The organism is Mycobacterium colombiense CECT 3035 (assembly GCF_002105755.1).
Lineage (GTDB): Bacteria > Actinomycetota > Actinomycetes > Mycobacteriales > Mycobacteriaceae > Mycobacterium > Mycobacterium colombiense.
This window is the reverse complement of record NZ_CP020821.1, coordinates 1,178,114-1,196,684: the sequence shown is the minus strand read 5'-3', so window position 1 is coordinate 1,196,684 and position 18,571 is coordinate 1,178,114. Positions and strand designations below refer to the sequence as shown.

Here is an 18,571-nt window from a genome sequence, read left to right as displayed (position 1 = left end):
AGACCCGGGCGCGGGGTAAAAATCCGGCCGCAGATAAAGGCCACACCAGATGCGGTGCAGCGCCCCCGGGCGGCGCGCGCGAGGGTTCGCTGGGGTGCGCCGCGGGACCCGCTCGAGATCTGCTGGCGCTGAATCTATCCCGCGAAAGGCGGTCGGGCCATGACGGTGGGCCGGAAGCCGTACTTGGGACCGGCGACCCCATGCCCGCCGGCACCGGCACCGGACAGCGGCATGCCACCGAGGAGATTCCCCGGCTCGCCGGCCGCCTCCGGTGCCGCGCTGACGCTGCTGACCGGGACGGCGTGCCCCACTGCCGGCGCGGCCCCGACGCTCCGGACCACGTGATCGGCACCGACAGCTTGCCACCGACGGACGTCGCGCCGCCCAGGGCCGCGACCGGATGGGCGGCGGCCGCGCCGCCACCCAACATGCCACCCAGCCCGCCGAGGCCGGGAAGCGCCTTGGCCACGGCCGGAGCCGCGCCACCGATGGCACCCACCGACTTGGCGATCTGCGTGAAGGAGTTGGCCATACCCGTACTGAAGTACGGCAGACCCTCGGTGTTATAGAACAGACCCGCGAACGGGCTGTAGCCGTTGACCAGCGATCCCAGGTTGGACGGGAAGCTCGATTGCCCGGTCAACAGGAACCAGGCCTCGGACATCGGGTCCGTGCTCGACTTCGTGGCGGCGCTCGACGCGCCGCCCGCCGCGGCGGATCCCGACGAGCCGCCGGACGTACCGCTGGACGCCGCCGCCAGGGCTTTCGGCGTGTTGCTCGCGGGCGAGGTGGTCGTCGCGTTGGTGACCGCGGCGCTCTGGGTGGCTTTTCCCGCCGGGTTGGTGACCTGCGGCGCCTTGCGGAACTGGCTCACCTTGGTGGCCGACGACGACTGGCCCGCGTACCGATACATGGCGGCGGCATCCTGGGCCCAGTATTCGCCGTACTGTGCCTCCAGTTGCGCGATCAGCGGGGTGTTCTGCCCCAGCACATTTTTCGCGTGCAGCTCGGTGGCCTGCGTCCGGTTGGACGCGATCAGCGGGGCGGCACCGACGAGCTCAGCGCGGTCTCATAGGCGGACGCGGCCGAATGCGCCTGGGTAGCCGCCTCCTCGGCCTGAGCCGCCGTGCTGGTCATCCACTCCACGAACGGTTCCGCCGCTTGCGCCATCTCTGCGGACGCCGCGCCAGTCCACTCCTCGCTGCTCAGCGAGGTGACCACCTTCTCGTAGCTCAGCGCGGCCGAATTCAGCTCGGCCGCCAGCGAACTCCACGCCGACGCCGCCGTCGCCAACGAACTCGAGCCCGGCCCCGAATAAATCCGTGCCGAATTGAACTCCGGCGGAAACGCCCCGTAGTCCACCATGCATAGCCCCCTTACGTGTCATGTCCGAATCGCTGCATCGAGGTGCAGGAAGACGCCGGCGGGCCGATGGCTGGCCCACGCCGGTCGCCTCGGGACGGGCTTTCTGATGCACCGCTCGGATCGTCGCCGCGGACAGGAAGTCGGCACCGGCCACCGCCACCAGATTGGTCCGACATACATGCTGAGGTGCGGAAACAGGCAGAGCCAGGGGTCCGTCCACGCCGCGCATCGCAGCGCACTGTCCCGCTAGATGACCGTACGTCGGCCGGGCCCGGAATGAAACCCGGGCCTCGGCGTGGCATAGGAACTCAAACGCGAGCGGCAACCGGGCAAGGTTGGTCTGCACAGGCGAACGCGCCCTGCCGTAGCTGCCTTCGACAGGGCGCGTTCGAGATCGGTTGGGGCTGAGGCTATCCCGCGAAGGGCGGTCGAGCCATGACGGTGGGCCGGAAGCCGTACTTGGGACCGACGACTCCGTGCCCGGCGGCACCGGCGCCGGCCAGCGGCATGCCGCCGAGCAGGTTTCCGGGTCCACCGGCCGCCTCCGGCGCGGCGGAGATGCTGCTGACCGGAATCGCATGCCCGAGGGCCGGCGCGGCCCCCGACGCTCCCGACCAGGCGACCGGGACCGACAGCTTGCCACCCACGGAGGCCGCGCTGCCCAGCGCCGCCACCGGGTGAGCCGCGGCGGCGCCGCCACCCAACATGCCACCCAAACCACCGAGTCCCGGCAGCGCCTTGGCCGCGGCCGCAGGCGCGCCGCCGATCAACCCGACGGTCTTGGAGATCTGCGTGAAGGTGTTGGCCATACCGGTACTGAAGTACGGCAGACCCTCGGTGTTGTAGAACAGGCTGGCGAACGGGCTGTAGCCATTGACGGCAGACCCCAGGCTGGTGGGCAGGCTGGTCTGGCCGGTCAGCAGGAACCAGAGCTCCGACAGGGGGTCGGTGGAGGTCGTCGACGCCGTGGTGGCGGCGGCCTTGACCGTCGAGCTCGTCGCGGGCGTGGCCAGCGACTGCAGCGTCTTCGACGTGTTGGTCGCCGTCGAGTTGGCCGTGGCGTTGGTGACCGCCGCGGCCTGGGTGGTTTGAGCGGACGGGTTGGCGACCTCGGGCGCCTTCTGGAACGGCGTCTGCTTGGTCGCCACTGCGGATTGGCCCGCGTAGCTGTACATCGCGCCGGCATCCTGCGCCCACATCTCGCCGTACTGGGCCTCCAGCTGCGCGATCAGCGGCGTGTTCTGGCCCAGCACGTTCGTCACCTGCAGCTGTTGCGATTGCATCCGGTTGGCCGCGATCAGCGGGGGCGGCACCGACGAGGCCAGCGCGGTCTCATACGCCGCCGCCGCCGCGCGCGCCTGGGTGGCCGCCTCTTCGGCCTGAGCGGCCGTCGCGGTCATCCATGCGGCGTAGGGAGCCGCCGCCTGGGCCATGGCCGCCGAGGCCGTGCCGGTCCACTCCTCGCTGCTCAGCGCCGTGACCACCTGCTCGTAGCTCAGCGCCGCCGAATTCAGCTCGGCCGCCAGCGCGCTCCACGCCGACGCCGCGGCCATCAAGGACCCCGACCCCGGACCAGAATAAATTCGCGCCGAATTGAACTCCGGCGGAAACGCTCCGTAATCCAACATCATTGACTCCTTAACCAGTCGCGGCCGCGTTGGCCGCCTCAGTGACCGCGTACGACCCAGAGCTGGTGCTCAGGGTGTTGACAAACATTTCGTGAATCGCCGCCGCCTGTGCGCTGACGGCCTGGTACATCTGCCCGTGCGCGGCGAACTGCGCCGCCGTGAGCGCCGAGACCTCGTCGGCAGCCGCCGGCACCACCCCCGTCGTCGGGGCCGCTGCGGCGGCGTTCTGAGCGCTCAGCGTTGAGCCAATGGTCTGCAGATTGCCCGCGGCGGCGGCAAGCGCCTCGGGCTGCGTGGTCACAAAGGACATCTAGTTTCCTTCCCTTCGGTGGGGCCCGGCGAGCATTGCGTTGTGTTGAGCGTTCATCTGGTCTCTTATCCGGCCGATGGTGGGCGGGTGAGCACGCTGTAGCGGAAGCCGTACTTGTTGACGTAGCCGGCAGCGGCTCCGCGTCGCCCGATCGACCCGACCGGCATGCCGCGCAGCAGACCGTTGACCGGGGAATTGGCTCCACCGGTCGCCGCGGCCTCGATCGAAGTGGCCTCCTCGGACAGCGCCGCCGGCGTCACCGACGAGGTCAGCGTTCCCCAGTGCTGCGGGACCGAGAGCATTCCCACCCGGCCGGCCTGGCCGACGCCGGCGGAGACCGCACCCACGTGGCCCACACCGCCCAGGTTGCCCAGCCCCAGGTTGGCGAACTGCGGCGTCGGGAACCAGGCACCATTGGCACCGGCCGTGGTACCACCGGGGCCGAAGACCAACTGCTGGGCCAGCTGCGACCAGAAGGTCGGTATGCCGTTCGAGAAATAGGCCAGACCCGAGGTTTGCTTGAGGATCACCGTGTACAGCGTGGGATTGAGGCCCAGGTAGTTGTTGCTCGGGGTCGGCAGCCCCGAATTCAACAAGTCCTGAAGTGTGCTCGAGAGCAATCCCGGATTCGAGGTGGCCGCGGTCGTTTGTGTCGCCACCTGAGTCGTTCCGGCCGACAACGCTTGTGGGGTCGCCAGCTGCGACGTGGTCTGTGCGGTGTTACCCGCCGGCTGGGCCAGCGCCTGAGCGACCGCGGCGGCCTGGTCGGAGCCGGCCTCCGGAGTGGTCGTGTTGGGCGGCGTCGCGAACGGGCTCAGCGTGGAGGCCGCCATCGACGATGCGGTGTAGCCGGCCATCGCTCCGGCGTCTTGGGCCCACATCTCCATGTACTGCGCCTCGGTGGCCGCGATCGCGGGCGTGTTCTGGCCGAAGAAATTCGTGGCCACCAGGGTCGCCAACAACACTCGGTTGGCGGCGATCACCGGCGGCGGCACCGTCATCGCGAACGCCGCCTCGAAGGCCGCCGCGGCGGCCCGCCCCTGCCCGGCCGTCTCCTCGGCCTGCGCGGCCATGGTGGTGAGCCAGCTCACGTACGGGGTGATCGCCGACAGCATCGACATCGATGCCGGTCCCACCCACGGCCCGCTGGTGAGCTCGGTGATCACCGAGCTGTAGCCGCTGGCCGCTACACCCAATTCCGCCGCAATCTCGTCCCAGGCGGCGGCGGCGGCCATCATTGGCCCCGACCCCGGACCCGCATACATGCGACCGGAATTGATTTCGGGCGGTAACGCCGCGAAGTCAAACACCGTGTCCTCCTCAGTCGGCCGCGAACGCATGCGATCTCGGCTGTCACATAGGAATCAGTGGTGGTCGCGGTCACGGCTTTGTAACCGACGCCACCGGTCGGTCGCTGCGCCCGCGAGAGTCGCTGCAGGAGCCTCTTCGCCCCCCAACCCCGTCAGCCCGGCGGACCCGTGCATGTCGACCAGTTGACTGCGCCCGCAAAGTTGGTGTGCCACCGCACTTCTCGGACGTCTGGCCAGAAACGACATGCACCTTCTGCCTCGGCTAATCTCCCGCTATCAGCAACCGAGCGACAGCTCGCGTGTGCCCGAACTGCCGCCCGGCACTGAGATTAGTTCGTTACGAGGCAAACACCGACACCCCGAAGCCACCTGTTCATCAATGGCCAGCCACTGTTCATTCCCGGTCGGTGGGAGTTCACTAAAGGCAACGGATTGTTCATCATCCGTTTGCTTTTCGCCCGCCGCGCCAGGACGGAGCTGCGCCGTCAGTCCTCGTCGAGAATCAGCGCCATCTCGGGGCAGGAAGCGACGCCGTCGCGAGTCAATTGCTCGTCCTCCGGTGCGACCTCGTGCTCCTCGAGCACCGAATAGCCGGACTCGTCGATGGGAAACAGGTCTGGGTCGACGGCGTAACACTGGGCGTGGCCCACACATTTCGACTGTTCCAGACGAACCCTCACGAGGCTTCCTCCCTAGGCGGCCCGGTTCGGCCGGTAACGGCTCCACGAAATGGCCGGGCTGGCACTTCACGGTTCGGTACCCAGGTTAGTGGGTCGGTAAAGTGTCGAAGATGTTCGCCAGCCGATTCCGTGCGCCGCAAGCTCCGGATCGGTCCGGGTAGGCGTCTCCGTGTTCCTTTGCCGCGCATGCAATATTGATGTGCCGCCGCATGTTGGTAACGACGGCGTCCGACGACGGCGCAATCGCGTCAGGCAATTCGGACGAACACCGACAACCGGAGATCGAAGCGCATGAGCGAAGGCCAGCAGGGCTCGTTCTATTTGCCCCGACTTGATTTCGCCACGCTGCCGATGGGCGCGGACCGGGGAGTGGGGTGGAAGACGCTGCGCGACGCAGGGCCCGTCGTCTTCATGAACGGCCACTACTACATCACCCGGCGCGAAGACGTGCTGGCCGCACTGCGCAACACCAAGGTCTTCTCGTCGACCGTGCTGCAGCCTCCGGGTCACCCATTGCCGGTGCTGCCGCTGGCTTTTGATCCGCCGCAGCACACCCGTTACCGCCAGATCCTGCAGCCGTATTTCAGCCCGCACGCGTTGAGCAAGTCACGCCCGGTGCTGGAGCGTCACGCCGGCGAGATGATCGACGCCCTGGCCGGTCGCGGCGAGTGTGAGGTGATGGCCGACTTCGCCAACCTGTACCCGTTCCAGGTGTTCCTGGATCTGTACGGCCTGCCGGTCGAGGATCGCGATCGCCTCATCGACTGGAAAGACGCGGTCGTCAGCGAAAAGCCCTTCATCACCCAGAGCGACATCGAGAAGTCCGAGCAACTGCTGCAGTATCTGGCCGACGCCATCGCGCAGCGCCGGCGCAACCCGGGGTCGGACATGCTGTCGAAAGTGATCACCGGCAAGGGCAACTTCACCGACCTCGAGCTGCTGGGCATGAGTCACCTGCTGATCCTGGCCGGTCTGGACACGGTGACCGCGGCCATCGGGTTCTCGCTGTACGAGCTGGCGCGCAGGCCGCAGCTGCGCAAGCAGCTGCGCGACAATCCGAAGCAGATCCGGGTTTTCATCGAGGAGATCGTCCGGCTGGAACCGTCGGCGCCGGTGGCGCCGCGGATCACCACGAAATACGTCGAAGTCGGCGGCATGACACTGCCGCCGGGCACGTCGGTGCGGCTGTGCATGGCCGCGGTCAACCGCGACGACAGCGACGCGATGTCCACCAACGAGCTCAACATGGACGGAAAAGTCCACCGGCACTGGGGGTTTGGCGGCGGACCGCACCGCTGCCTGGGTTCTCACCTGGCCCGCATCGAACTGACCGTGGTCGTTGCGGAATGGCTGTCCCGGATTCCGGATTTCGAGCTGCCCGAGGGCTACTCCCCCGAGATCAATTACCCGTCAAAGAGTTTCGCGCTCAAGGCGTTGCCGCTGCGCTGGGGCTGAACCTGACCGGTCGGCCCCAGCGCAGCGCGCGCCGTCCTACTTGCGGAACTCGGTCGCAGCGACCTGAACGAACACGCCGGTGTCCTCGGCCATCAGCAGGCCTCGGCCACGGGGCAGCGGACCGCCCTTCATCTTGCCGCGGATGAAGCCCTCGTCGGGGTCGGCGTCCATCACCAGCAGCGGCGCGTTCGCCTGGGCCAGCGCCCGCAACATCGGGTCGCTGCCGGCCGAGGACCAACCACCGAACGTCCGCGTGACGATCACGTGCAGCCCGACGTCGGCGGCCCGGGTCACCCACGGTGCGGCCTTGTGCAACGGCGAGTCGAAGCCCGCCGGCAGCTGCTGGATGTCGTCGACGATCAGGAAGATCTCCGGCCCGCTCCACCAGTTTCGCGACAGCAACTCTTCGGCGGACAGGCCGGGCGGCGGCTCGCGGCCGGCCAGGACCGCGGCCAGTTCGCCCATCATCGCCTGCACGCCGTCGAGGTTGTAGGCGAACTTCTCCACGTAGTCGGAGCCGAGCGTGGTCAGCAACTGGCGACGCGGGTCCACCAGCCACACCTGTGCCGAGGGCTGGCCGGCCGGCGGCGGCGGTGCGCTGGTCGCTCCCGGCGCGTACAACCGGCCGATCTCGGACATGATCGTGGCCAGCGTCGTGGTACGCCCACATTCGCGACGGCCGGTCACCATCAGGTGCGCGTTCTCGGCGAAGTTGAGATACACCGGGGACAGGTCCAATTCCGAGATGGCCCAAGCGATTCCGCCCGCGCCGACGCCCTGACGGGTGTCCTGCGCGGCCAGCTCGCGGAGCTGTTCCACCCCGAAGGTCGCCGGCAGCCGGCGCACCGGCGGTGCCTGGGCGCTGGTGATCCGGCTGACGGCCTCGACGATGCTGTCGGACTCGAATCGGTTGTCCGGCGTGCTGGCCAGCGCGGGACGCGCCACCAAGGTGTGCAGACCGGACTGCGGGTCGGCGTCGAGGCGGACGTAGTTGACCGCGACCATGCCGCGCCCCGGCTTGACCGGAACGTCCTTGGCGAACCGCGAACGCACCAGCTTGGCGTCTTCCACGGCGGCCAGCCGCAGCTCGACGCGGGAACCGAAACCGCTGCGCACCGGCGGCCGCAGCTCCGATTCGCGGTCGGCGGTGACCACCACATGCACCCCGAACGAGGGGCCCTGGTTGATGATCACGTTGACCTGCTCGATCAGCACCTCGCTCTCTTCGGCCAGCGCGCGGTAGTTGTCCACCACCAGGTAGACGTCGCCGAAGCCGTCGTTGGGGACCGGGCCGGGCTCGTCGCCGAACTTGCGCCGCCGGAACACCTCCATCGAGGCGATCCCGTACTCCAGGAAGCTGCGCTTGCGCTCCCGCACCAGCGCCAGCAGTTCGGCGACCGTGCGGCGGACGCCGTAGGGGTCGGTCGGACCGGCCACCTCACCGACGTGGGGCAGCCGGGCGACGGTGGTCAGCGCGGTGCTGCTGTAGGCCAGGCAGTAGAACTGAATCTGCTCGGGCGTGTGGGTCAGCGCCGCCGAACAGATCAGGGTCTGCAGCGCGGTCGTCTTACCCGAACCACCGGCACCCAGGATCAAGACGTTGGCACCGGGCCCCGACGTGTCGACCGTCCACGGCGGCTGGTCGTGCTTGAACGGACGGTCGATGATCCCGATCGGGAAGACCAGATCCTGCGCGGTGCCGTAGTCCTGCTGCCAGGGGTGGCCGAGGAACCGGTTGACCAGTTCGTCGATCGCGACCGGCTGGTTCAGCGGCGGCTGCCACAGCCGGTACGGCTGGAAGTCGATCTTGCGCAGCTGGTCGATGATGACCGTGCCCACCTTGGGCGTCCGGATCCCTTCGGCATCGTCGTCCTCGGCCGCCTCGATCGGCAGCGGTTCGCCGTCGGCCGGGATGGCGGGAGTGGCGACGTCCGGTCCCCCGACGCTGACTTCCAGCGGCGTGAACGAGTTGGTGAACAGCTGCGGGCGGACGTAGTCGATGCTGTGCACCAGCGTCGGCGCCTCGTCTCCGTCGTCGGTGAGGCCGCGCGGGAAGTAGTCCCGCCACAGGAATTCGGCCTGGAACCGGGTGATGTCTTCCAGGCTGCGGCGGAAGTAGCCCAGGCCCGCCTGCGCGGGCAGGTTGACCGCGTTCGGCACACCGGCCGCCTGCGCCGCGCCGGCGGTGCGTGCCTTCAGCACCAACCGGTAACCCATGTTCTCCATGAGCTTTTCGGCGCGGCTCTCGATCGTCTGCGAGGCCATCATCAGGTGGATCCAGTAGGCGCGACCCTGACGGCCGATCGAGTCGAGGACGTCGACCGCGGTCGGCATGATGCGGAACCACTCGTAGAACTCGTCGATGACCACCACCAGCATCGGCAGCGGCGCCATGTCCTGGCCGCGGGCCCGCATCCGGCCGCGCACCGAGTTGTACTCCTTGGCGTCGTCCACACCGGCGCTGTCGCAGATCGCCTTGCGGCGGGCGATCTCACCCCACAGCGCGTCCAGGAACCGCTCCATCAACGCCTGGTCCTCTTCCAGGTCGGTGATGATCCGGGAGACGTGCGGCACGCCGGCGAACGGCTTGACCGCCGACCCACCCTTGAGGTCGGCCAGCACGAACTGCAGCTCCTCCGGCGGGTGGCTGAGCATCAGCGACTCGATCACGGTTCGCACCAGGGTCGATTTACCCGAACCGGTCGTACCGGACATGACGCCGTGCGGGCCGTCACCGCCCTCGTCGAGCGACTTCATGTCCAGGAACAGCAGCTCGCCGTTGTCGGAGCGGACACCGAACGGCGCCCGCAACCGGGACCGGCCCATCGAGTCGTTGCGGCTACCCCACAGCGACTCGAAGTCGATGCGGCCCGGATCGTCGATTCCGTAGTAGGACAGGATGTCTCGGGCGCCGATGTGCGCCACCCGCTGCCCGATCTCCTCGTACGCCTCGGCGAGTCGCCAGCGCGCCAGCTTCTGCGCGAACTCCTCGGCTTCGGCGGCGCTGATGTGGTCGGTGAGGGCGAAGAACCAGGGCTTCTCGTCGATGACCATCCAGGTGTCGCGGTCGCGGGGCAGCGCCTCGATCACACCCTTCTCGTCGAACCGCAGCGTGCGCTCCGGGACGGCGCTCCACATCGCGGAACCGGTCAGGTCGAAGAACGTCACCCCGTCGACACCCTCGCCGCTGATCACGTACTCCCATTGCGGGTCGACGACGTCGGCGATGATCACGGTGTGCGGGGTCGGCGTCTGGGCCGACGAACTGGCGTGCCGGGGGGTGAAAGAGCCACGGCCGGCGAACAATTCGGCCTGCTCGGCGGCGAACTCGCGCACCGAGCTGTAGACCATGCGGGCGTTGCCGGCGGCGTCCTGGCGGCGCGGGTCGCCGAAGTGCGGCAGCCACTTCACCCAGTCCCAGTCCTCCGGGTTCGAACTGACCACGATCATGCGCATGTGGTCGGGCCCGTGCGAGAACGCCAGCTGGCAGATGATCGCCCGCATCAGCCCCGCCACCTGCTCGCGGTCCCCGGCCAGCGAGTACCAGGGCTCGACCAGCACCGAGATCATCTTGGGCAGGTTGTAGACGACGCTTTGGTAGCGGCCGAATTCCTGCAGCGCCTTACCGGTCACCGGCTCGAGTTCGATGTCGGTCGGCATGTTCTGGGGCTCACCCCAGGTCACCTCGGGACGCGTCATACCGACGCCGACGCGGACCACGCCGAAGTTCAGGTCCTTGCCGTCGGGCTTGCGTTCCCACATCCGCGACGACCCCACCGCGGCGGCGAGCGTGGTGGGCGCCGGGTGGAACCACCGGTAGTTGGCGTCCATGCTGTCGGCCGACTCGTGGGCGGTCTCGCGCAGCATGTCCAGCATCAGCATGAACTGGGCGCGCATCGAGTCCAGCTTGGGGCGGCTCATCTGCTGCTGGCCGCCGAACCGGCCGCCGAACATCATCATCGCAACGCCACCGATCATGAAGATCGGGAAGATCGATCCGGCGCCGCCGAACACGTGCGAACCGCTGGCGAAGGTCATCGCGACCATACCGATCAGCAGGCCGACCACCACGACGCCGACCACGATCAGCCACCAGGGCTTGCCTTCCGGCGGCGGGATGCTCAACGGCGTCGGAAGGACGATGTTCTCCGGCTTGATTACCGGAGGCTTCTCCGGCGTCGGCCGGGCAAATCCACGTTTCACTTCGGTACCGCCAACTCTCCTGGGGACATATCCATCGGTAGCGTGTCGTGCTCCACCAGCGCATCGGCCCGCGACAAGGTCGGGCCCTGCGGCAGCAGCCGCAGCGCGACCCACGGTGCCAGGCCCGGTTTCGTCTTCAGGCCCAACGCTTCTCGTACCTCGCGGGTGTCGTCGATTCCGAACCGCGCGCCCGCGTCCGTGAGCCACCACAACGATTCGGTCGTCTTGGCTCCGGGGTCGTTTCCGGTGACGGCCACGAAGTTCGCGTAGTCGGGCCCGAAGAAGACCTGGTCGGCTTCGCGGCCCGTGGTGTCGGCCTTGACCAGCGACACCACCTTGTTGACGTCCTTCTGCTCGACCGGGATGGTCGCGCCCGAGATGACCTGGACGCGGGCCCGGTTCTCACCGGAGGTCTTCTGCCACCACCAGCAGGTCGCCGGGTTCTCGCGAATGTCCATCACGTTCAGCGGCGCGTCCGGGTAGGACGACAGATCCAGCTTGTTGACCACCGGCATCTTCGCCAGGGCGGACGGCTCCACGGTCACCGGCTTGGTGTTGCCCGGCCCGGCGTTCTGCAGGATCTGCGCCACCAGCGGCGGCAGCGTCTGCACACCGTCGGCCAGCACCAACGAATACTGTTGCGGCCCACTGATTTGCGGGGTGACGATCACCGTGCCGATCGGACCCGGCGCGTTCGGGAACGACGCCCCGGCACCGGCGTTCTGGATCTGCGGCACGGTCAGTTCCGGACCCACCGGCAACGCGTCATACAGGGCGCGGCTCATCGGCTTGGCCATGCTGACCTGCTCGGGGGTGAGGCCCAGCGGCAGCAGCACCGATCGGTTCGACCCGTCGATGCGGGAGCGACGTCCGTCCCGGATCACCCAGGCGTCCCCGCCGTAGTTCAGCACCACCGCGTCCGACCCGGTCAGCACCCGCCGGTGGTTGCTCAGATCGGGGTTGCCGTCGATCACCGTCACCGTCACGCCGGACGGTGCCCCGGCGCCGGTCGAGTTCGCCACGGTGTCGCACACCAGCCAGGACGACGCGTCCGGGCTGGTCGGGTGGAAGCTGGACGGCGCACCTGGGATGCCCACCATCGGGCCGCGCGGCAGGCTGGCGATCTGGTTGGACTTGACCAGGTGCGGATTGTCGGGGCGGCCGGTGATGAGGCGGGCCGACGCCAGGTTCAGCGCCGGGTACAACTTCTCGCCGACGCGGACATACAGGGCGCCCGAGTCGCGGTCGGCGATGATCGGCGACTCGTTGATCTGGCCGGCCGGGCTGATGAAGGAGTACAGCAGCGCGCCGAGGCAGATCACCAGCGCGGCGGAGATCGACGCCACCACGGCCAGGTTCTGGCGCCGGCCGGGTTCGACCTCCATGCGGACGCGCCACCGGGTCAGCGCCATCGCGGTCCGGCGCGCAAGGAACTGGTAGCCGGTCACCTGGGTCCGGGTCGACAACCCGAGGCCGTACCCCGACCCGCGCTGCCCGCGACTCTCTTCCGCCACTTAATTCACCATCCGGTCTACTGATGCGCCTGGATATTGTCCCGCTGAAGTGATCCAGCGCGAATTACATGACAACCGTAAGGCACCTGCGCGGACCTCGCCACGCGGCGCCAAAGCCATTCACTTCTACATCTGTTTATGCACCCGAAGCCGACCGCGTTCCCCGCCCGGGGCCGCCCGCCAGGACGGCGCCGGCGCGCGCCACTGAGCTGGCAGTTTCGTTCCCCCGCGGATGAGCCGACCGGACACTTTTCGTCTCCTCGGAGCATCGTAGTGGCCGCGCGGCCTTTCGTCCTGTCGAGCGCACCGAACCGTTCTCGGGAGTCGCCGTAAATGAATGGCAGGCCACACCACAGCAAAGAATGGGCCAACTCGGGCCGCGTCCGAGTCGCCCGGCCGCGAATCCTGGCAGCAAGATGGCCCTATGACTGAACTCGCGCCGTCGCTGATCGAACTCGCCCGGAGGTACGGCATCGCGACGGAGTACGAGGACTGGACCGGCCGGCGGGTGCGGGTTTCCGAGGCCACGCTGAAGGCCGTGCTGGGCGCCCTCGGCGTCGCCGCCGACAACGAGCAGGAGCGCAACGTCGCGCTGACCGCCAAGCTGCGCGCGCACTGGGCGCGCCGGCTGCCGGCGACCATCGTCGGGCGTACCGGCGAGCCCATCCGGTTCTGGGCGCACGTCACCCATGGCGATCCGGCCGAGGTGTGGTTGCAGCTCGAAGACGGCACGGTGCGCGGCGGCGTCGAACAGGTCGACAACTTCACCCCACCGTTCGACCTCGACGGCCGCTGGGTGGGTGAGGCCAGCTTTCTGCTGCCCTCCGATCTGCCGCTGGGCTACCACCGGGTGCACCTGCGTTCCGGCGACTCCGAGGCCAGCACCGCGCTGATCGTCACGCCGGACTGGCTCGGGCTGCCGGAGCGGCTCGGCGCCCGGCGCGCGTGGGGCCTGGCCGCCCAGCTCTACAGCGTGCGGTCGCGGCAGTCGTGGGGCATCGGCGACCTGACCGACCTGACCGACCTGGCGGTGTGGTCGGCCTCGCGCCACGGCGCCGACTATCTCTTGGTCAATCCGCTGCACGCGGCGGCGCCGACCACACCGATGGAGCCGTCGCCCTACCTGCCGACGTCGCGCCGCTTCGTCAACCCGATTTATCTTCACGTCGAGGCGATCCCCGAATTCGCCGATCTGACCAAGCGCAGCCGGGTCCGCCGGCTGCGCTCCGAGGTGCAGCAGCGCGCCGCCCGCGTCGACGCCATCGACCGCGACGGCTCGTGGGCGGCCAAGCGGGTCGCACTCAAGCTGTTGCACCAAGAACCGCGATCGGCGGGCAGGGAGCTGTCCTACGCCGCGTTCCGCGACCGGGAGGGCCGCGCGCTCGACGACTTCGCCACCTGGTGCGCGTTGGCCGAGAAGTACGGCGCCGACTGGCACTCCTGGCCCGGGGAGCTACAGCACCCGGACGCCTCGGGGGTTGCGGACTTCGCCAAAAAGCATTCGGACACAGTCGATTTCCACCGCTGGCTGCAGTGGCAACTCGACGAGCAGCTGGCCGCCGCGCAGTCACAGGCGATCCGGGCCGGCATGTCGTTGGGCGTCATGCATGACCTGGCCGTCGGCGTGCACCCCAACGGCGCGGACGCGTGGGCGCTGCAGGACGTGATGGCGCTGGGCGTCACCGCGGGCGCGCCACCGGACGAGTTCAATCAGCTCGGCCAGGACTGGTCCCAACCCCCCTGGCGGCCAGACCGATTGGACGAACACGAATATCGGCCGTTTCGCGCGCTGATCCGCGCGGTGCTCCGGCATGCCGGCGGCGTGCGCATCGACCACATCATCGGCTTGTTCCGGCTCTGGTGGATCCCGCGCGGCAGCTCGCCCACCGAAGGCACGTACGTGCGGTACGACCACGAGGCCATGATCGGCATCGTCGCGCTCGAGGCGCACCGGGCGGGCGCGGTCGTCGTCGGGGAGGACCTCGGCACGGTCGAGCCGTGGGTGCGCGACTACCTCTTGCTGCGCGGCCTGCTGGGCACCTCGATCCTCTGGTTCGAGCTGGACCGCGACGGAAACGGCGGCCCCCTGCCGGCCGAGCGCTGGCGTGAGTACTGCCTGTCCTCGGTCACCACGCACGACCTGCCGCCGACCGCCGGCTATCTGGCGGGCGACCATGTGCGCCTGCGGGATTCGCTGGGGCTGCTGACCCGTCCCGTCGAAGAGGAACTCGAGTCCGACCGGACGGAGCTGGCGGCGTGGATGGCAGAGCTGCGCCGGGTCGGGTTGCTCGAGGACGGCGACGACGACCCCGAGCGGGTGGTCATCGCGCTGTACCGCTACCTGGGCCGGACCCCGTCGCGGCTACTAGGGGTGGCGCTGACCGACGCCGTGGGCGACCGCCGGACCCAGAATCAGCCCGGCACCACCGACGAATACCCCAACTGGCGGGTGCCGTTGACGGGCCCCGACGGGAGCGCGGTGATGCTCGAGGACGTCTTCACCGACCCGCGCACCGCCACGCTCGCCGAAGCCGTACGCGCCGCGATCGCGCCCGTCGCCGCCGAAACCGCGACCCGCTAGTCGCCCTGTCGGGTGCCTTGTTAGCTTCGAAAACCATGAAGGTCTCAGTGGTGGCCCCGGTCGCCGACGGTGTCACCGCGGACCCCGCCTGGATGGTGGCCTTCGCGCGCCACCTCGAAGCCTGCGGGTTCGAGTCGATCGTCGTCGTCGAGCACACCGTGCTGCTCACCCGCTACGACAGCGTGTATCCCTACGACGATTCGGGACGCGTCGGGCTGGCGCCGGACTGCCCGATCCCGGATCCGCTTGACCTGCTTGCATTTCTGGCCGGCCAGACCAGCCGCCTGGGGCTGGCCACCGGGGTGCTGGTCCTGCCCAACCACCACCCGGTGGTGCTGGCCAAGCGGGCCGCCACGGTCGACGCGCTGTCCGGCGGCAGGCTGCGCCTGTGCGTGGGCGTGGGCTGGCTGAAGGAGGAGCTGGCCGCCTGCGGCGCGGATTTCGACAGCCGGGGCCGACGGGCCGACGAGCAGCTGGCCGTGATGCGCGAGTTGTGGGCCCAGCGGTCCGGCGGGGCGTCCTTCGCGGGGGAATTCTTCACCTTCGACGACGTCATGTGTTATCCGAAACCCGTTGCGGCCGAAGGTCTCCCGATTCACATCGGCGGGCACAGCCGGGCCGCCGCGCGCCGCGCCGGGCGCCTCGGTGACGGCTTCCAGCCGCTGGGGGTGACCGGGCCGCGCCTCGCGTCGCTGATCGCGCTCATGCGCGACGAGGCCAGGGCGGCCGGCCGCGATCCGGCGGCGCTGGAGGTGTCGCTGGGGCACGCCGTCGCCAAGATCGACGCCGAGCGCGCGGCCGCCCTCGCGGATCAGGGTGCCGACCGCCTGGTGCTGGCCATGCCGCCGACCACCGACATCGAGCAGGCCAAAGACCTGTTGTCGGCGTGCGCGCAACGGCTGTCCCTCAAATCATGACGCTGTCGGCCGACCAACGGGCGGCATTGAGCGACCTGGTGCACCGGTACGCCGCCCACGTCGATGATCGCGAATTCACTTCCGTTGCAACTCTTTTCACAGCGGACGCCGAACTGGTGCTGCCGGCACCGCCGGCCGATCTGTTGCCGATCCATTCGCATCGCGGCCACGACGCCATCACCGACGCCGTCGCGGTGGTCGCCGCCGTCACCCGCACCGAGCACGCGATCGTCGGTGAGGTGTACGACGCGGCCCCCCACCCCGGCACCGCCCGCGGGCGGGTCGCGTGCGTCGCGCACCACTGGACCGAGCGCGACGGCGAGCCGATGGACGTGGCCTGGCACCTGCGTTACGACGACGAGTACGCGTTGACCGACGCGGGCTGGCGGATCGGACGCCGGGCGCTGACGGTCCTCGCCATCGAGACCCGCCCGGCGCGCCGGGTGCTGCCACACGACCCCGCTTAGGCGTGTTGGCAGCAGATTATGCGGACACTCACAGCAAAACTCATCGGTTCGTATCTGCGGAGCAAATAACCGGTTTCTTTGGGCAGGTGCGGCTAACGCCGCCGTCACTCGGCCGGATTTTGCGCGATCCGCCCGCGCAGCGGGCGTTCCTCGCCGTGCGGGCGCCGCGAGCAGAGGTTTCGTTCCCTGATTGCCTCTAATTAATCCAGGGGCATTCGTGTAATTTCGGCCGCGTGACGAACACCGTTGATTCCGCGGGGACCGGTGGAGGGCGAGCGGCGCAGAGCGGCTCGGTATCGACGCTGGCAGTGGGCACGCCGCTGACGTCGAACCCGGACTACCGCAACGAGATACACACCGCCGAAGACATCATCGATGTGGAGCACTACGGTGGCGGCTTCGATCTCACCAGGCGGGCCACCGCCCCGAAGCTGCGCATCGGCCGCGACCGATGGTTCAACCTGCTCTGGCTGATCCCCATCGGGTTTGCCGTGCTGATCGCCGGGATCGCGGTCGGCAAAGGCCTGCACAACGTGCCGGCGGTGCAGTCGTTCATCCAGCGCTACCCCGGATCGGACAGCACCGGCGTGCCCCCCGGCCTGCCCGCGTGGATCGGCTGGACGCACTTCTTCAACCTCTTCATGATGATGTTCATCATCAGGACGGGCATCCAGATCCTCTGCGACCATCCCCGCCTTTACTTCAGCCGCAACGCCACCCCCGGCAAGGACGAGTGGCTGCGGGTGGGTCCGCCGGTTCCGGACGACGAGTTGTGGACCGCCAACGCCGACACCGTCGCCCTGCCGCCGCAGTTGGGGCTGCCCGGCTTCCGGCACTCGATCGGCCTGGCCCGTTGGTGGCACCTGGGCATCGACGTGCTGTGGCTCGTCAACGGGGCCGTCTTCTACGTGCTGTTGTTCGCCACCGGTCAGTGGCGCCACATCGTGCCGATGAGCTGGGACGTCTTCCCGAACGCGGCGTCGGTGGCCATTCAGTACCTGTCGCTGGACTGGCCGACCGACAACGGCTGGGTCGCCTACAACGGCCTGCAGCTGCTGGCCTATTTCACCACCGTCTTCATCGCCGCCCCGGCCGCGCTGATCACCGGCCTGGGCATGTCGCCCGCGCTGTCCCAGCGGGTGCACTGGCTCAGCAAGCGGCTGAGCATCCAGCACGCCCGGTCGCTGCACTTCGTGGTGCTGGTCTATTTCCTGTTCTTCATCCTGGTGCACGTCACGATGGTGCTGACGACCGAGGCGCTGCGGAACCTCAACCACATGTTCGCCTCCCGTGACGACAACAGCTGGATCGGTTTCGGGATCTTCTCGCTGGCGATGGTGATCACGGCGATCGCGTGGGTCTGGGCCACTCCGTTCACCATCAAGCATCCCCGGGTGGTGCAACGGGTCGGGTATGCACTGGTGGGCCCCTTCCAGCGGATGCTCGAGCAGCTGGACCCCAAGCCCGGCGCCTTCACCGAAAAAGACATCTCGCCGCATCACTGGCGCAACGGCCGCCTGCCGGAGACCGTCGAGTACAAGGAGCTGGAGCGCGACGACTTCAAGGACTGGCGGCTCAAGGTCTACGGGCTCGTCGAGCACCCGATGGAATTCTCGCTCGAGGACCTGATGGCGCTGCCCTACCACGAGCAGATCAGCCAGCACTTCTGCATCCAGGCGTGGTCGGGCGTCGCCAAATGGGGCGGCGTGCAGATGAAAACGATCATGGACATCGTCAAACCGCTGCCCGAGGCGAAATGGGCGGTCTTCTACTCGATGGGGCTGGGCGCCACCGGCGGCATCTACTACAACGCCCACCACATCGGCCAGATGGACCACCACATGACGATGCTGGCGTACAACATGAACGACCAGCAGCTGCCCTACATGCACGGCAGGCCGCTGCGGCTGCGCAACGAATTGCAGCACGGCTTCAAGCTGGTGAAGTGGATCAAGGGCATCGAGTTCGTCGCCGACTACCACGACATCGGTAGCGGGTACGGCGGCTACAGCGAAGACCACAAGTACTTCGGGCGCCACCAAACGCTCTAGGCGTAACCGCGCGTTACCTCCGCCAAGTCGTTTGTCCCGACGGCCCTTTGGGTAGCTAGAGGACATCGGGCCGAAACGGAAGTGACAGCA

At 68.4% G+C, this 18,571-nt stretch carries 11 protein-coding genes and 1 pseudogene; 5 read left to right on the top strand and 7 right to left on the bottom strand.

What is annotated here, in order from left to right:
* Positions 1 to 134 precede the first annotated feature (134 nt).
* From B9D87_RS27365 to B9D87_RS05500, 5 genes and pseudogenes are all read right to left on the bottom strand, one after another.
* Positions 135 to 1,365: pseudogene (locus B9D87_RS27365) on the bottom strand (PPE family protein).
* Between the two features lie 410 nt (positions 1,366 to 1,775).
* Positions 1,776 to 2,996 (bottom strand): PPE family protein, encoded by a 1,221-nt coding sequence (locus B9D87_RS05515; RefSeq protein WP_007771424.1) that lies wholly within the window; start codon positions 2,994 to 2,996, stop codon positions 1,776 to 1,778.
* A gap of 7 nt (positions 2,997 to 3,003) precedes the next feature.
* Positions 3,004 to 3,303: a PE family protein gene (locus tag B9D87_RS05510; protein ID WP_007771425.1), complete on the bottom strand. Its 300-nt coding sequence runs from the start codon at positions 3,301 to 3,303 to the stop codon at positions 3,004 to 3,006.
* Between the two features lie 65 nt (positions 3,304 to 3,368).
* Positions 3,369 to 4,613, bottom strand: coding sequence for a PPE family protein (locus tag B9D87_RS05505; RefSeq protein ID WP_007771427.1), 1,245 nt, complete (start codon positions 4,611 to 4,613; stop codon positions 3,369 to 3,371).
* 485 nt (positions 4,614 to 5,098) lie between these two features.
* Positions 5,099 to 5,293, bottom strand: coding sequence for a ferredoxin FdxE (locus B9D87_RS05500; RefSeq protein WP_007771429.1), 195 nt, complete (start codon positions 5,291 to 5,293; stop codon positions 5,099 to 5,101).
* Between the two features lie 291 nt (positions 5,294 to 5,584).
* Here B9D87_RS05500 and B9D87_RS05495 point away from each other — a divergent pair, with 291 nt between their 5' ends.
* Positions 5,585 to 6,748 (top strand): cytochrome P450, encoded by a 1,164-nt coding sequence (locus B9D87_RS05495; protein ID WP_007771430.1) that lies wholly within the window; start codon positions 5,585 to 5,587, stop codon positions 6,746 to 6,748.
* 36 nt (positions 6,749 to 6,784) lie between these two features.
* On the opposite strand, the gene B9D87_RS05490 is transcribed toward B9D87_RS05495, so the two are convergent.
* Both B9D87_RS05490 and eccB read right to left on the bottom strand, forming a co-directional pair.
* A complete protein-coding gene (locus tag B9D87_RS05490) occupies positions 6,785 to 10,951 on the bottom strand; it encodes a type VII secretion protein EccC (RefSeq protein ID WP_007771432.1) in 4,167 nt (1,388 codons plus the stop codon).
* The gene (gene eccB, locus B9D87_RS05485) at positions 10,948 to 12,465 is read right to left on the bottom strand and encodes a type VII secretion protein EccB (protein ID WP_007771435.1); all 1,518 of its coding nucleotides are present in this window, start codon (positions 12,463 to 12,465) and stop codon (positions 10,948 to 10,950) included. Before eccB ends, B9D87_RS05490 begins: the two co-directional genes overlap by 4 nt.
* A 424-nt stretch (positions 12,466 to 12,889) precedes the next feature.
* Between eccB and malQ the strand changes: the two genes are divergently transcribed.
* The 4 genes from malQ (at position 12,890) to B9D87_RS05465 (ending at position 18,481) form a co-directional block, all read left to right on the top strand.
* Positions 12,890 to 15,046: a 4-alpha-glucanotransferase gene (malQ, locus tag B9D87_RS05480; protein WP_007771436.1), complete on the top strand. Its 2,157-nt coding sequence runs from the start codon at positions 12,890 to 12,892 to the stop codon at positions 15,044 to 15,046.
* A gap of 35 nt (positions 15,047 to 15,081) precedes the next feature.
* Complete coding sequence (locus B9D87_RS05475) at positions 15,082 to 15,963, top strand: LLM class F420-dependent oxidoreductase (protein WP_040629887.1); 882 nt, start codon at positions 15,082 to 15,084, stop codon at positions 15,961 to 15,963.
* Positions 15,960 to 16,430 carry a nuclear transport factor 2 family protein gene (locus tag B9D87_RS05470; protein WP_007771441.1) on the top strand — a complete coding sequence of 157 codons (471 nt, stop codon included), beginning with the start codon at positions 15,960 to 15,962 and terminating at the stop codon, positions 16,428 to 16,430. Before B9D87_RS05475 ends, B9D87_RS05470 begins: the two co-directional genes overlap by 4 nt.
* 308 nt (positions 16,431 to 16,738) lie before the next feature.
* Positions 16,739 to 18,481: a molybdopterin-dependent oxidoreductase gene (locus tag B9D87_RS05465; protein ID WP_007771443.1), complete on the top strand. Its 1,743-nt coding sequence runs from the start codon at positions 16,739 to 16,741 to the stop codon at positions 18,479 to 18,481.
* Positions 18,482 to 18,571: the final 90 nt, after the last annotated feature.

Bases quoted from the DNA above. Each gene is read 5' to 3' on its own strand.
- B9D87_RS05515 (WP_007771424.1), bottom strand. From the start codon at position 2,996: ATGATGTTGGATTACGGAGCGTTTCCGCCGGAGTTCAATTCGGCGCGA.
- B9D87_RS05495 (WP_007771430.1), top strand. From the start codon at position 5,585: ATGAGCGAAGGCCAGCAGGGCTCGTTCTATTTGCCCCGACTTGATTTC.
- B9D87_RS05510 (WP_007771425.1), bottom strand. From the start codon at position 3,303: ATGTCCTTTGTGACCACGCAGCCCGAGGCGCTTGCCGCCGCCGCGGGC.
- B9D87_RS05475 (WP_040629887.1), top strand. From the start codon at position 15,082: ATGAAGGTCTCAGTGGTGGCCCCGGTCGCCGACGGTGTCACCGCGGAC.
- malQ (WP_007771436.1), top strand. From the start codon at position 12,890: ATGACTGAACTCGCGCCGTCGCTGATCGAACTCGCCCGGAGGTACGGC.
- B9D87_RS05470 (WP_007771441.1), top strand. From the start codon at position 15,960: ATGACGCTGTCGGCCGACCAACGGGCGGCATTGAGCGACCTGGTGCAC.